This window comes from Streptomyces sp. NPDC006643, assembly GCF_042870175.1.
Taxonomy (GTDB): Bacteria; Actinomycetota; Actinomycetes; order Streptomycetales; family Streptomycetaceae; genus Streptomyces.
Genome location: NZ_JBIAHA010000020.1, coordinates 145,227 through 159,014 on the forward strand (window position 1 = coordinate 145,227; position 13,788 = coordinate 159,014).

General features: G+C 67.9%; 14 protein-coding genes and 1 pseudogene. 10 read left to right on the forward strand and 5 right to left on the reverse strand.

Going from position 1 to position 13,788, the window contains the following annotated elements; genetic code table 11:
- Positions 1 to 288 precede the first annotated feature (288 nt).
- Positions 289 to 603 carry an integration host factor, actinobacterial type gene (gene mihF / locus ACFYNU_RS26430; RefSeq protein WP_356593695.1) on the reverse strand — a complete coding sequence of 105 codons (315 nt, stop codon included), beginning with the start codon at positions 601 to 603 and terminating at the stop codon, positions 289 to 291.
- A gap of 301 nt (positions 604 to 904) precedes the next feature.
- On the opposite strand from mihF, the gene ACFYNU_RS26435 reads away from it, so the two are divergent.
- From ACFYNU_RS26435 to ACFYNU_RS26475, 9 genes are all read left to right on the forward strand, one after another.
- The gene (locus ACFYNU_RS26435) at positions 905 to 1,303 is read left to right on the forward strand and encodes a hypothetical protein (protein ID WP_356593693.1); all 399 of its coding nucleotides are present in this window, start codon (positions 905 to 907) and stop codon (positions 1,301 to 1,303) included.
- The gene (locus tag ACFYNU_RS26440; protein WP_356593691.1) at positions 1,300 to 1,761 is read left to right on the forward strand and encodes a hypothetical protein; all 462 of its coding nucleotides are present in this window, start codon (positions 1,300 to 1,302) and stop codon (positions 1,759 to 1,761) included. Before ACFYNU_RS26435 ends, ACFYNU_RS26440 begins: the two co-directional genes overlap by 4 nt.
- Positions 1,762 to 1,890: 129 nt before the next feature.
- The gene (locus tag ACFYNU_RS26445) at positions 1,891 to 2,373 is read left to right on the forward strand and encodes a hypothetical protein (RefSeq protein ID WP_356593689.1); all 483 of its coding nucleotides are present in this window, start codon (positions 1,891 to 1,893) and stop codon (positions 2,371 to 2,373) included.
- Positions 2,374 to 2,475: 102 nt separating this feature from the next.
- Complete coding sequence (locus ACFYNU_RS26450; protein WP_356593687.1) at positions 2,476 to 3,354, forward strand: hypothetical protein; 879 nt, start codon at positions 2,476 to 2,478, stop codon at positions 3,352 to 3,354.
- Positions 3,351 to 4,616 carry a DNA cytosine methyltransferase gene (locus ACFYNU_RS26455; protein ID WP_356593685.1) on the forward strand — a complete coding sequence of 422 codons (1,266 nt, stop codon included), beginning with the start codon at positions 3,351 to 3,353 and terminating at the stop codon, positions 4,614 to 4,616. Before ACFYNU_RS26450 ends, ACFYNU_RS26455 begins: the two co-directional genes overlap by 4 nt.
- Entirely contained in the window at positions 4,616 to 5,746 is a 1,131-nt protein-coding gene (locus ACFYNU_RS26460) for a DnaB-like helicase N-terminal domain-containing protein (protein WP_356593683.1), read from the forward strand. Before ACFYNU_RS26455 ends, ACFYNU_RS26460 begins: the two co-directional genes overlap by 1 nt.
- 64 nt (positions 5,747 to 5,810) lie before the next feature.
- The gene (locus tag ACFYNU_RS26465) at positions 5,811 to 7,190 is read left to right on the forward strand and encodes a DUF317 domain-containing protein (protein ID WP_356593681.1); all 1,380 of its coding nucleotides are present in this window, start codon (positions 5,811 to 5,813) and stop codon (positions 7,188 to 7,190) included.
- 553 nt (positions 7,191 to 7,743) lie between these two features.
- On the forward strand, positions 7,744 to 7,980 hold the full coding sequence (locus tag ACFYNU_RS26470; protein WP_356593679.1) for a DUF397 domain-containing protein: 237 nt from the start codon (positions 7,744 to 7,746) through the stop codon (positions 7,978 to 7,980).
- 94 nt (positions 7,981 to 8,074) lie between these two features.
- The gene (locus ACFYNU_RS26475) at positions 8,075 to 9,019 is read left to right on the forward strand and encodes a helix-turn-helix transcriptional regulator (protein WP_356593677.1); all 945 of its coding nucleotides are present in this window, start codon (positions 8,075 to 8,077) and stop codon (positions 9,017 to 9,019) included.
- Here the strand turns inward: ACFYNU_RS26475 and ACFYNU_RS26480 are convergent, their stop codons facing one another.
- The 4 genes from ACFYNU_RS26480 to ACFYNU_RS26495 form a co-directional block, all read right to left on the reverse strand.
- Entirely contained in the window at positions 9,020 to 9,811 is a 792-nt protein-coding gene (locus ACFYNU_RS26480; RefSeq protein ID WP_356593827.1) for an SAM-dependent methyltransferase, read from the reverse strand.
- A gap of 139 nt (positions 9,812 to 9,950) precedes the next feature.
- Positions 9,951 to 10,430: a hypothetical protein gene (locus tag ACFYNU_RS26485; RefSeq protein WP_356593675.1), complete on the reverse strand. Its 480-nt coding sequence runs from the start codon at positions 10,428 to 10,430 to the stop codon at positions 9,951 to 9,953.
- A 357-nt stretch (positions 10,431 to 10,787) separates the two neighbouring features.
- Positions 10,788 to 11,054, reverse strand: coding sequence for a hypothetical protein (locus ACFYNU_RS26490; RefSeq protein WP_356593673.1), 267 nt, complete (start codon positions 11,052 to 11,054; stop codon positions 10,788 to 10,790).
- A gap of 589 nt (positions 11,055 to 11,643) precedes the next feature.
- Complete coding sequence (locus ACFYNU_RS26495; protein WP_356593671.1) at positions 11,644 to 11,841, reverse strand: hypothetical protein; 198 nt, start codon at positions 11,839 to 11,841, stop codon at positions 11,644 to 11,646.
- Between the two features lie 560 nt (positions 11,842 to 12,401).
- Here ACFYNU_RS26495 and ACFYNU_RS26500 point away from each other — a divergent pair.
- Positions 12,402 to 13,788, forward strand: a pseudogene (locus tag ACFYNU_RS26500) (hypothetical protein); the annotation flags it as partial.

A 13,788-nucleotide genomic window follows, 5' to 3' on the forward strand; every position in this document is an offset into this window, starting at 1 on the left:
TGTCCCGGCAGAAATCTGCCGCGTCCCCATCAACGAAGCCGGGAGCGGAAAGAACCGGGGCAACCGGCCCCGGTGCACGGCTCAAGCCGTGCTGCAGCCGCCGACAGGACAACCGCTGAACGGGGGACCGTACCGATACGGCGGCACCGCTCGAAGCGAACGAATCTGCACCGCGCTGCGAACTACGGGCCCATCTCGACCAACACGGCCGGGAAGACTGGCCTGGCGTTCACCAGCCCGCCCCCACTCGCCAGTTCACCCGGTTCACGTTGGTCCCGAGCGCCCCGGTCAGTCCATGGTCCGGAACAGCGTGAGAAGCCGCGCACGCTGCTTGGCGCCAAGGCCCTGGACGCGGCGCTTCTCGGAAATCTCCAGATCGCGGAGCAGCTGACCGGCGCGGATAGTGCCGATACCCGGGAGAGATTCAAGGACACGGCGTACCCGGAGCTTGCCGACGATGTCGTCCTCGCGGGCGAGCAGGTCGGGGAGTGGCAAGGCCCCTGATTTGAGAGCGGCCATCAGATCCGCGCGTTCCCTGCGGACCGCCAACGCCTTCTCCAGCGCCTCGGCCCTCTGCGACGGGGTCAGTGCGGGCAGTGCCATGGGTATCGCCTTCCCTTGCTCTACGGCTGAGGCATCCTCATTTTCCCTCAGGGCCATTCACCCACAACGGTAATGACGATTGTGGGGGTTGACTGCTCATTGGGTGTTCTCGCCGCACTCCTCTCGATCGTGGAGCGAGTCGCGTCGCGTCCAGGCTCTGGCCCATCGCGTCGATCACAACCACGTGCACGACGTTCTGGAAGTAGTCGCAGCTTCCGGCACCACCCTGCCGCCCGACCCTGTCCGCCCTGCAGGCAGGTCCAGAAACCCCTGACCCGTTCCCTGGAGCCACCCCCACCACATGCCCCCTCTTAACCTGCCGGAACAGTCCCGGCAACTCCGCAATCTGGCACGGGAATTCGAGGCCCTGCGCGCACGCGTGCGCGGCGTCTCCTACACCCCCGGCACCGACGCCCTGCGCCAGATCGGCCCGCTCCTGCTCAGTACACAGGATCTGACCGCCACGCTCCTCGTCCGCCTGGGCGCTCTCGGCAACAGCCCCTACACCCACGTCCCCGGCAGCCACGCCGGCCTGGAATGCCTGTCCTCGCTCGTGATCGCCTCCACCCAGGCCGGCAACTACCTCGCCAGTGCCCTGTACGCCAACCCCCTCGAAGGCGCGGCGTCCCCCGGATATCCGGCGTACTCCGAGTCGGTGCGCACCGCCCGCCACGCCACGCCACGGCCATTCCGCTCATGACCGGCCACCTCGCCGACGCGGTTCATCAGCTCGACCTGTGCGCGACCGGGTGCCACTACGTCGCCACCGGCATCACCCGCGATCTCGCCGACGCACAAGCCAACCAGGAGAAGTCCGCTCAGATGGATGCCGGTCCTTCGCTCAGCCCCGCCCAGTACGACGCTCTCCAGGCCCTCAGCCTCGGGCAAGGGAAGCTGCAGGAAAGTTCACACCGGGGGCTGGGCGTGACCCGCGTTGCCACCCACGACGGCACCCGTATCTCCATCGCCACCTACCGCGCCCTGGCCAAACGCAGACTCGTCGCGGCGGACACCGGCACTTCCCTGTTCCACGGCCAGAAGATCACCGTCACCGGAGATGGACACCAAGCCCTGGCACAAGGACGCCCTGCGGCCACTCCAGCGACCAGCGCCATAACTGCACCCAAACCCCCCGTAGTACAGGGAACGCACCGGTGACGCATTTCGGGCCCGAGGCCCGCTGACCACAACTCCCCGGAGCCCACCACGACTTCCGACACCCCGACCGCGCACGACCTCGCCCTCGCACTCGCGGCCCATCTCCACCCCGACGCCGCCCCTCGCGACGTGATCGTCCACTTCAGCGCCCGCCCCCAAGCGCCATCCGACGTCCGCCACCGCGGGCGCGGCGGACCCGTCACCGGCGTCGCCCAGGAACTGCACGCCCGCCTCTTCGGCCTCCCGGTGGACGACGCCCCGCTGCCCACCGCCCTCGACGCGCTCCTGCAGGCCACCCACACCGTTACCAGCCCCGAGCAGCGGACCGCGGTCCTGCACCAGCTAGCCGACCAGCTGCGCAACGCCATCGAGATCATCCAGCGCCACCAGGACCAGGCCCACTGGGAGCGGCTCCCCGACGACATCACCGAGCAACTGCGCCACGCCCACGACCAGGCCCAGCAGCTCACCGAGACCCTCGGCCGCGTCGCACCCGCCTTCAGCAACCCGCCCACCACGAGCGTCACGCCCGTTCCGCCACCACAGCACACTGCCGGCCGGAACACCGGTCCCCCCGCGACCGCTCCCACGTCACCGGCCCGCCGCCGCTGACGCCCGGGCGACAACGCCACGACCCCACCGCAAGGACGCACCATCTCCGCAAGTCCCGAATTCAAATCGATTTCGCTGGGCGCCGGGATTCAATCCAGCGCCATGCTCGCCCTTTCCGCCGGAGGAATACTCCCCAGAGTCGACTACGCGATCTTCGCCGACACGGGATGGGAACCGAAGGCCGTTTACGCTCACCTCGACCGGCTCGAAAGAGAGATCGCAGAACCGGCAGGCATCCCAATCTTCCGTGTCTCCTCCGGAAACATCCGAAACGACGCACTCGATCCCGGACACCGGTTCGCTTCCATGCCGCTTCATATTCTGAACAAAGACGGCAGAGCTGGAATGACGAGACGGCAATGTACCGGTGAATACAAAATAAAGCCGATCAAAAAGAAGGTGCGTGAGCTCCTCGGCTACCCCTATCCGGTGCGTATCCCTAGGGGTGTGTTCGTCGAGCAGTGGGTCGGCATCTCCACCGACGAATTCCACCGGGCCAAGGACGCCGACGTGAAATACATGCTCAACCGGCATCCACTCATTACCGATATGAACTGGTCCCGGTCCGACTGCGTCCGCTACCTCACCTCTCTCGGGCTGGCCGACACACCGAAGTCGAGCTGTCTGGGGTGCCCGTTCCACGGCAACGCCCAGTGGCGGCACATCCGCGACACGAGCCCCGAAGAGTGGCAGGACGTGGTGGACTTCGACGCTGCGATCCGCCAGGGCAACGCCCGCACGAACGCCTCCGGCAATCAGTTGCTCGGGCAGGCGTTCCTGCACCGCTCCCGCGTCCCGCTCTCCGACGCTCCGATCGACCACGTCACGGCCTCCGAATGGGCCGCCCGCCAACAGCAGCTCGGCGACGGTGGAACACCCGACACGGACGAGGCGGAGCACGGGGTGGTCGACGGGTGTTCTCCGTGGGCCTGTCGGGGTGAAGTCGAGCCGGTGCAGGACGACTTCGGGCTGGCTTCTTGACGATTCTGGACCTGTTCGCGGGTCCCGGTGGCTGGAGCCATTCGCTGACCGTTCTCGGCGTACGGGACGTCGGGCTGGAATGGGACCTGTGGGCGTGTAAGACGCGTGCTGCAGCCGGGCAGTTGACGGTCCGTACCGACGTGGCGATGTATCCCGTGTGGCCATGGATCGGCCGGACATACGGGCTGATCGCCTCACCACCGTGCCAGGCGTGGTCGATGGCGGGCAAACGCCTCGGCCTCCTCGACCAGCCGCTGGTCCACCAAGCAGTCGCCGACCTGGCCCAAGGGCGCGACAGCCGTGAACGGCTCCTCGCCTCCTGCCAGGACGAGCGGTCCCTCCTGGCGGCCGAGCCGATGCGCTACCTCCACGCCCTGAACACAGCCGGCGAGCCAGAATGGGTAGTGATGGAGGAAGTGCCGGACGTCCTGCCGCTGTGGCGCCAGTACGCCGCGATCCTCCGTGCCTGGGGATTCTCCGTCTGGACCGGCATTCTGAACGCCGCCGACTACGGAGTACCGCAGACGAGACGGCGGGCCATCCTGCTCGCCTCCCGCGTACGGACAGCGCAACCACCGGCACCGACACACGCCCAAGTCGCCGAGCCGGAGTCGCTGTTCGGGCCCGGCCGCGAACAGTGGGTCTCCATGGCCACCGCGCTCGGCTGGGGCGCCACCGACCGACCGGTGCCGACTGTCTGCGCCGGCGGCGGACCGGGCGGCGGACCCGAACCCTTCCCCTCCGGATCACGCAAGACCCTCACCGACGCCCGAGACCGCGGCACCTGGACACCACGGGCAACCGGGAGCCCGTCGTCGCCCCCACGGAAAGACGCTGGTCGGCCCGCACCGCCCGGCACACGGGACGACTGTCCCGTCGAGGAACCGGTGGCAGCCGGAGCGCACCGCTGGTCGTGGTCGCTGCGCAGCAACAACCAGGCCAACGCGACGATCCGGTCGCTCTCCGAGCCGGCGGGGACGCTGTTCTTCGGGCACCGCGCCAATGAATGCGTCTGGGTGCCCGAGTCCTCGGAACCCCGTCGGGCAGACGTCGGGCAGGTGGTGGTGCCGGAGTCGGTCCGGATCACCGCCCGCGAGGCCGGTCTGCTGCAGACCTTTCCCGCCGGCTACCCGTGGGCCGGCAACAAGGGGCAGCAGTTCTCGCAGATCGGCAACGCCGTTCCACCGTTGCTCGCCGCCCACCTCCTCGCCCCGCACCTTCAACTCCCGCTTGATCCGGACGACTTCACGCTGGCCGCCTGATGCCCCGAACCCCCGACCCCGCAGAGGACGACCTCGGCTTCCTCCCACCGCCCCCGCCTCCGGTGTTCCACGTCGAGCAGGCACTCCTCGGCGCACTCCTCCTTGAACCCCACCGTGCCGCCGGCCTGGCCGGCATCACCGCCGAGGCGTTCTCCACCGCCGCACACGCCGCGCTGTTCACCGCGGTCCGCGCCCTGCCGGTCCCCGAAACGGCCCAGCACGCCACGACCACGACATGGCTCAACCAGGTGCTCACCACCGCCGGCGAGCAGACGCGCGGCCTGACCACGGCCTACCTGCACCACCTGATCCAGCTCTGCCCCCGGTCCCAGCATGCGCCCGCGTACGCGCGGATCATCGAGGCGGAACACGCCCGGCGCCTGATGCGCGCCGCCGCCCACCGGCTCGTCCACACCGCCCTGGACACCTCACTCCCTCACCGGGTGGCCGCCACGCTCGCCGAGGCCGGCGCCCTCACCACGGTGGTCGACGCCATCGCCACCCGGTTCCCGCCGCACCCCGGCTCCCCGCCCCGCCACCCCACCACACCGGTCGTCGTGCACGACGAGGAGGAGGCGGCTGAGGAGGAGCAGGTGCTCCTCGCGAGCGCGACCGCCCGGCCCGCCCGTGTCGAACGGATGCGGTGGCTGACCTCCGGCGACTTCACCCACCCCCTGCACGCCATGTTGTGGCAGTGCCTGACCACCATGGCCCGGCGGGGCACCCCCATCGACCCCGTCACCGTCCGGTGGGAGGCACAGCACCACGGCCTCCTCACCCAAGGGACCGGGCCGACCGGGCTGCTCGGATTCCTCGGCGAACCGGCCGGGTGCGACCCCGAGTACTGGGGCGAGCGCATCCTCCAGCGCTCCCTCCTCACCACTGCCCACCACACCGGCCGGCACATCGAGACGCTCACCCAGGACCCGGCCACCACGACCTACCAGCTCGTCGTCGGCGCCCGACGCGCACTCGCCGGCCTGAACACCGTACGTACGCGCTGGCACCACGCCACCTCACCCACACCGGCGAACCGGCCCGCGCGCACCCGCACCGAGAAGGCCCCGGCCGTGCCGAGAGCCGGCCCGCCCCCGACCACGACACCGCCCGCCGTACGCACCCCCCGCTGACACCCCAACCCGCCGGTGGCCGAACCCCGTTGGTCCGCCTACCGGAGAAGAGAGCACCGTCTTCGTGAGCACACCGTCCGTCGACGCGCACGTGCGACTCGACACCCACCCCACGCACCCCAGCGCCGTGACCGCCACCCTCACCGGAACCGAGGCCCACATCCCCCACGTCGTCCTGGAAGCAGACGGCTGGCACGTGGCCGCCGAGAACGTCCTGGTGCTGGCCCGCATCGACCATGAGGAGCCCTACTGGGCGGAGCAAGCCGCCCGGCAACTGGCCGCCGACGGCATCACCGTCGAGATCACCCCCAGGCTGCGTGAGGCGATCGACGAGGAATGGACCTGGGCCAACTACCCCATGCCCTGGTGCACCCGCAGCGAGATCCGCGAGGTCTCCGACCAGGCTCAGAAGATCTACGACGACATCCGCCACGGGCGCCTGCTCATTCACGCCCACGCCCAGGACGCCCACACCACCGTCGCGGTCGGCACCTACCTCACCGGCGGCGAAAGCGTCTACCTCCACGGCGAGAACCACCTGCGGCAGGTCGCCAACGCCTTCGACTCCCCCGCCAAAGCCCTGGCCGCCTTCGAGGAAATGCACAGCGACACCATGCGCCCCGGCCCCGCACCCGTGACGGACACCGAACGCGACACCTCCGAAGCCCGTACTTCGCTCGGCGTCCCGGCCGACACACACGAACGTCCCATCGCGGGTACCGACACCGTGTCCGCCAACGCCGCCGCTGCCGGCGCTCACGAGACCCTGTTCACCTCGTTCATCGAGAACAACAACACGTGGGAGAAGTACCGGACCTGGTCCGACGACGCCTCCGTCGCCAACCACGAAACACTCACCCTGAGGGTCCAGTTCGATCACGAAGCGCGCGGCCAGGACGTCGCGTGGACCGTCGCCTCCTACGAATCGCCCGTCGGAGAACGGACCTGGCACGCCACCGCCACCGCCAACACCCCCACCAACATGGTCGAATCCCTCCTCAACAGCCTCGACACCGACACCGCGTGGACCGAACGCACCGTCACGCCGCTCGCCGAAGGCACCCGGACCACAGTCACCGACCCACTGACAGAGTTCGGCTGGACACAGACCATCAACGGCTACCACATCAACTGGCCCGCACCCGACGGCAGGACGGGACTCCGTCTCGACGTCGCCGCCGCGAGTACCCGCGTCAGCCGCTCCGGGCCCGCCTGGACCCTGTGGGGCGGCAACACGCCCGAACAGCCGTACTGGACCGTGGAATTCTCGCCCCACACACCGGCCGCCGTACTCCAGGACCTCACCTACGAACTCGCCATCACCCACTCCCCGCGAACAACCCGGGCCCCGAAATCGCAGCGCCACGGACACGATGCCCACCGCGTCGCGACACCCGCTATGGCGTCCGCGCCGGCGCCCGGCCTTCCCGTGCGGGGGCGATAGCTGCGGCGGGCGCTGAGCACGGGGCGTGACGTATCCAAGCGGCGAATGCGGGCCCGTTCATTTCCGAACCCTCCGATGTCTTTGAGTTTGCACCTCTGCGTCACGCACGAATAGACGCGCACACCATGCCATAGCCCGCTCGCATCCGGAGGATAGGTAATCAAGTCGCCACGCCGCAGCTGACAGCCGATTCTCCTCTCAGCGGGAATCTGCACGCCTCCAAATCCGGCCGCACGACCATGAGGTTCCCACCCGAGCGCCGCCTACCGGGGTGCGCCACCCCTTCGCCACCGTTCATCTCCGGCCAATCTAGAACGACGGAGAAGATCAACATCACGGGCGAGTCCAATTCGTCATACTAATGCTTTCCCTTTTACTGAGAACGCCCCTTTGGGGGACAGCGATCGAAGCGCCACAGCCTCTATGATTCCACACATTCCCACCACTGCATGAAAATTCATGGGCACATGAAAGCGGGAGTGGGGGCGATGGCACAACGGGAGCCAGTGGCGAGCATATCGCCGCTGGTCAGGCACGAAGGGCACGGTGCAGCATGACTCACTTCAGCAACGGCATGGCGGCCGATCGGATCACCGGCAGGACATGGGTGAAAGCATCAGCAAGTGATGCTCTGCACGACTGCGTCGAACTTGCACGCCTGAGCGAAAACGAGATCGCGGTCCGGAACTCCCGCTTCCCGCAGGGGCCCGCGCTTGTCTTCACACGGTCGGAGATCGCGGCATTCGTCGACGGTGCCACCAAGGGGGAGTTCGACGGAATGACTGTCTGAAAAGGAACGGCCACGACTTGCTTCGGGAAGAGCGGACTATCCATCCTTAGCGCGCGACGTGCAGTGCGTCGCCCGCACGCTAGGAGAAGGATCCGTGGCCGGACATGTTCTGGCGTTGGTCGGCGGCGAGGAGCCGCCTTCCACTCCGAACGCTGCAGCGCGGCTCGTCGGAGCCGCGCTGCTGCATCTGCGCACCAAGAAGCGTCTGAACCAGGCGGATGTCCTTGGCAAGGTGCAGGGGATCAAGTCCGGTTCTACGCTGAGCCGTTACGAGAACGCGGGCACGAAGCTCGACGAGAACACGGTTGTTGAACTGTGCCGTTTCTACGGCGCGCCCGAGATCATCGTCGAGGAATCCATGCTGCTCGTACGGCAGTCATTGCAGCAGGGGTGGTGGGCCGGCTACTCCGACGTGGTCCCCGAGTTCCTGGCTCATCTGTTCGCCTTGGAGGCCAGTTCCAAGGTCATCCGCACCTACCAGCAGATCAACATCCCGGGCATGCTGCAGACGGCTGGCTATGCGCGCGCTGTGATGCACGGTTTCTACCAGACGCACGCGGATGAGAAGGTGCGCCGGGCGAACGAGCAGAGGGTACGCCGGCGGCTGCATGTGCGCCAGCAGCGCCAGCACCTGCTCGACCAGGACGACGCTCCGCTCTACGAGGCGTTGATCGCCGAGTCGGTCCTCACCCAGGCGCTGGGCGGGAGGGTGCCCATGCGCGAGCAGCTGCGGCAGCTCTACAACGTGGCGGAGAACAAGCCCAACGTGCACATCCGTATCCTGCCGAGTCAGGCGCTGGAGCAAGGCGCCGCCCTGCATCCGGCGATGACCCTGTTCAAGCCTCACCACGGTGACGTCGGCCGGATGGTCTACCTGGAGAACCACAACCGCAGTGGCGACTATCTGGTCAAGACCGACGAGGTGGAGCGGTACCAGGCGGCGCTGGATGACCTGTGGCTCCGTTCCGGGACGAAGGGCGAGACACTGACGCTGCTGGGTCGGTACATCGACCGGCTCGTCGACAGCTCTGACGAGTAGTCACTTGATGCGCGCGACACCGCCGTACTCGATCCACTCCTCGGTCCGCTGCCGGGGCGCCAGGTCGCTGTCGGGCCTCCAGCGGGACACTTCGACCGGCTCGTCCGCCTCCAGCAGATCAACGTCTTCGAAGAACCTGTTCACTTCGCCTATCGAGCGGACCTGCCCCCACGAGCTGTCCGTGATCCTCAGCATGAAATCCGTGATCTCCGCCCGGAGTTCGGCGTCGTCGCTGGCGAGCTGCGAGATCACCAGGTAACTCCCGCGGGGGAGCCGACTGGCGACGTCGCGCACCAGCAGCCATGGGTCGTAACTGTCGGGAATGCAGTGGAGCACCGACACGAACAGGGCCGCGACCGGATGGTCGCCTCTGAGCAGACGTCTGACCTCGGCACTGTCGAATACTGTTTCGACGTCACGCATGTCAGCGTGAAGCACCGCCGTGGTGCTCGGGTCCTCAGCCAGCATCATTCGTCCGTGCGCGAGGACGACGGGGTCGTTGTCGATGTACACGACCTGGCTGGAGGGATCCACTTCCTGGGCTACCTGATGGACATTCGGCCGCGTCGGCAGACCTGATCCGTGATCGAGGAAACGGCGCACACCGCATTCCGACGCCAGATAGCGGACGGCGCGTTCAAGAAATGCTCTGTTTACGCGTGCAAGCTCCCGCGTGCTGGGAGCGATGCGAAGTAATTGTTCACAGGCGTCACGATCGACTTGATAATTGTCCGTGCCGCCGAGCAAGAAGTCGTACATTCTGGCAACGCTGGGCCTGCTGAGGTCAAGAATGAGCCGCTCCCCACACTCACGGCCGCATACGTCTCCCTAGGACGTTGCCGGCCCCCGAAGGTAGGAGCCCCACCCTAGAAGCGTCGACCGACCGGGGGCTACCCGCCTTCACCAAGGGGGTAAACGCTGTCGATGCAAATCAGCCGCCCCCTGGCCAGCCAGTGCCCCGGCGCACACCTCGCATATGAGTTACCGCATGCGACATTGGCATATCCAGGAAGTCGAGGTGTGCCGTGACGTTGCTCAGAGCGCGAGTTTGCAGGAGCGTGAACTCGGCGGGGCCCAGGCCCATCGCGGCGCCGGCCTGCTGAGATGACAGGCCGAGCCTGTATCGCAGCAGCAGCGCATCGGCCTCGCCCGGGACCAGCATGCGGTGCAGGCACCTGACGGACTCGGTGCGGCGGGTGCGGGACTTTGATGACAGCAGTTCCCAGGCCACGGCAGCAGGGGACGAACTCTGAAGCGCCATGGGCCACTTCGGGGCGAGTTCCCGCAGCGCGCCGCGCGCGATTTCGGCGCCGGCAGACGCAGACCCCGTACTCGCCGCGCAGAAGCGCCGGTACACGCGCCAGCGGTCGCGGCAGAAGGCCCCGTACGTCAGGGACAGTTGGCGCTCCATCTCTCTCCCGGCATCAGGCCGCGCGCTCCGCGCGCAGCCATCTTCACCGCACCACACCGCACTGTGAGCGGTTCGGAAAAACTGCACGTCACCACCGCGCAACCGCTGGAGAGCCGGAGACGGATGAGGACGTCGGCAACATCGGCAAGGGAGCCCGGCATCTGTCCCGGCACTCCACCTGCCCGGCGGAATCCTCAGCTCCGGGCAGGCAGGGGAAGATGCCGGGCTCCGGGCCGGACCGGCACATCGCTGCTGACGGGAGTTCGACAGCCCCGAGGCCCGGCCGCCATCACAAGATGGGTGGCGGCCGGCCACGCATGCGGCCCCGCGGTTCAGCAGCCCGGACGGCCGGCGCCGTCAGCTGTAGCGGCGCACCCTCAGATACGAGACGGTGCTGCGATCGCCCCACGCCATCGCCGTCAGCAGCATGAGCGCCTCCGACGAGAAGGAGACCGGCCGCAGGGCAGTGACTGCCAGGACCCCGACGAGCAGGACCGAGCTGAATCGGAGCGTCAGCATAAAGACGCTCACAACAGCGGTTTGCAGAACGGCGGACAGCGGAATGCTAATCTCAGATGCTGCCGGAAGAAGGTTCGCCAGCTTCCGGCGAATGTGCTGAATCATTTCGCGCTCCTCGGTGCGTTGTTGAAGCGGCACGAAGGGGCAGGGCTTCGAGGCTGACGCTAACCAACTCGGAGCCCTTCTCCATGCCTGCCCTCGAACGCTAATATCGAGACACGTACCCTGTCGCCGCCTGCAAACATGAAAGTGGAGCCGGGAACTCCCCCACCGATTTTTCCCCGACCGTCCCGCGTACCACTTGTCCGATATCAGCGATCACCAAGATCCTCAAAGTGGTCTCATTCTTGCGGTTCCGGTCAAAGGGTGACTGTGGCCTCTGAAAACTACGGTCGTCATTCATACGAAGACCCACTCCTGTGGGTGAATCCGCACTGCACGGACCCAGGGGGATTGAGGACGCTCCCCTGCACGGCGAGTCCTCTGCAGCCGTTTGCGCAGCGGACAGCACCGACCGCACAGAAGCAGACCAGGCACGTCCCGACCGTCCCGTTCGGACTGTCCTTCCTCGGCGTGCCCGTGGAGTACTGCGGCCCCGGGGACCGTGCTGCGGCAGGCTCACCCGGAAGCCAACGGGTTCCGGAACAGCCCGCTGCCGGCGCTCACGGCCAGGGCGGGTCATCGCCCTGTTGTTTCAGGCGCACAGCGAGGAGAGGGCGGCGGTCACCGCCGCAGCGAGGGTGAGTGCCGCGGCGAAGGCGGCTGCTGCACGGGTGAGGGCTGTGGGGTAGGTGGCGCCGTCGAGGCGGGCGAGCTTGGCCGCGACGGCACCGGTCAGCAGCGCGATGACGACGATCAGTGCGGTGGCGAGGACGACGATGGCGACAGACACGGCAATCTCCCGGTGAATGGTGGGTTGCTGACGTGGCCGAAGGTTCCGGAATCTGTGTACGCCGGGGTTCGCCGGGACGAAGATGAACACCGGCGAACACACCGCCATGGCGGCCCGGGGGCGAGCAGATGCGCGACGAGCAGACCGGTCAGAATCCGGCACTCATTGAGCTGCGCAGAAGGCTTGGCGGTGGGCTTGCCCAGCTCGGGCTGGACAAGTCGCAGCTCGCCGCCCGGGCGCAGCTGGGCCGTACGACGGTCTCGGAGGCTCTCCAGCCCAACGGGCCTGTGCCGTCCGCCAGGACCGTGGCTACTTTGGCCCGTGCTCTGAGACTGCCGGCTGAGGAACTGCAGGAGCTGCAACGCAGTGCGGCCGGGGAGGACCGTGCCCCCACGGGTGAGGGTCCGGCCTCGGGGAGACCGATTGGTGACTGGGATCCGCACGCACTGGAGGTCCACCCGGCCGGGCCGGCGACGGCCGGACGCGGTCCCGATGGTCTGGAGAGGCGCCTACTGCCCGGTTACGTCCGCAGGGCTCATGACCGTGCACTGGCGGATGCGGTGCGGGAAGTTCAGGCGGGCCGGAGCCGGATGGTGGTCCTGGTCGGCACCTCCTCAACAGGAAAGACAAGGGCCTGCTGGGAGGCGGTCCAGCCCCTCGCCGAGCGGGGGTGGCGACTATGGCATCCCTTTGACCCGACCCGGGCTGCCGCTGCTCTCGACGATCTGCACCACGTCCAGCCGCGGACCGTCGTGTGGCTGAACGAGGCCCAGCACTACCTCGGCGACGCCCAGGGCGAGCGGATCGCCGCTGCGGTGCACGCCCTGCTCACCGATCCCGCACGGATGCCCGTCCTGGTGCTGGGCACCCTGTGGCCCGAGTACGCCCGCCGTTACACGGCCCTTCCCGACGCCCGGAAACCGGACCTGCACAGCCGGGCGCGTGAACTCCTCGCGACCGGACACACCCTGCACGTCCCCGACCGGTTCGACACACAGGCCCTGCGCGCCGCCGGCGATCTGGCCAAGGGCGGCGACAAGTTGCTGGCCGATGCCCTCACCCGCGTCTCCGACAGCGGGCGGATGACACAGGACCTGGCAGGTACCCGGGAACTCCTGCACGCCTACCAGCACGGATCCCCCGAAGCCCGTGCCCTGCTGGAGGCGGCGATGGACGCCCGCCGCCTCGGCGTCGGACTCCATCTGCCACACACTTTCCTCACCGACGCCGCCACCGACTACCTCAACGACATCGACTTCCAAGACCTAGCCGACGACTGGGCCGAATCAGCGTTCGCCGAACTCAGCCAGCGTGTCCACGGCAGGCAGGCACCACTACAGCGCGTCCAGTCCCGGCCGGCCCGACGCCCACCAGGAACACGACCTCCATCCGCCACCGAGGCTGTTCCACCCGCAGGTTCAGCTTTCCGCCTCGCGGACTATCTTGAGCAGCACGCCCGCGTGACCCGGCGCTACCTGTGCCCGCCCGCCTCGTTCTGGCACGCCGCCCACCTCCACCTCACCGATCCCGACGACCTGGACAACCTCACGAAAGCAGCTGCTGCCCGGCATCGCCTCCAGTGGGCCCACCACCTCCGCCACCGTGCTGCCGAGGCCGGCGGCGCAGGCGCCCTGACCGAACTGGCCGAGATACGAGTGGAGGCCGGAGACTCCGAGGGAGCCGAAGCCCTCCTCCAGCAAGCCGCCAGCGCGAGCGGCATCGACGCCTCGCTCCGCCTGGCCACGATGCGCGCGAAGGCCGGAGACCAAGACGGCGCCGAAGCCCTCCTCCAGCAAGCCGCCGACGCCGGCCACGCCAACGCCCTGATCCGACTCGCCGACATGCGCGTCGAGGCCGGAGACCAAGACGGCGCCGAAGCCCTCCTCCAGCAAGCCGCCGACGCCGGCCACGCCAACGCCCTGATCCGACTCGCCGACATGCGCGTCG

Coding starts and splice junctions, on each gene's coding strand:
- ACFYNU_RS26450 (WP_356593687.1), top strand. CDS start 2,476: ATGCTCGCCCTTTCCGCCGGAGGAATACTCCCCAGAGTCGACTACGCG.
- ACFYNU_RS26490 (WP_356593673.1), bottom strand. CDS start 11,054: ATGATTCAGCACATTCGCCGGAAGCTGGCGAACCTTCTTCCGGCAGCA.
- ACFYNU_RS26485 (WP_356593675.1), bottom strand. CDS start 10,430: ATGGAGCGCCAACTGTCCCTGACGTACGGGGCCTTCTGCCGCGACCGC.
- mihF (WP_356593695.1), bottom strand. CDS start 603: ATGGCACTGCCCGCACTGACCCCGTCGCAGAGGGCCGAGGCGCTGGAG.
- ACFYNU_RS26470 (WP_356593679.1), top strand. CDS start 7,744: ATGACTCACTTCAGCAACGGCATGGCGGCCGATCGGATCACCGGCAGG.
- ACFYNU_RS26460 (WP_356593683.1), top strand. CDS start 4,616: ATGCCCCGAACCCCCGACCCCGCAGAGGACGACCTCGGCTTCCTCCCA.
- ACFYNU_RS26440 (WP_356593691.1), top strand. CDS start 1,300: ATGACCGGCCACCTCGCCGACGCGGTTCATCAGCTCGACCTGTGCGCG.
- ACFYNU_RS26435 (WP_356593693.1), top strand. CDS start 905: ATGCCCCCTCTTAACCTGCCGGAACAGTCCCGGCAACTCCGCAATCTG.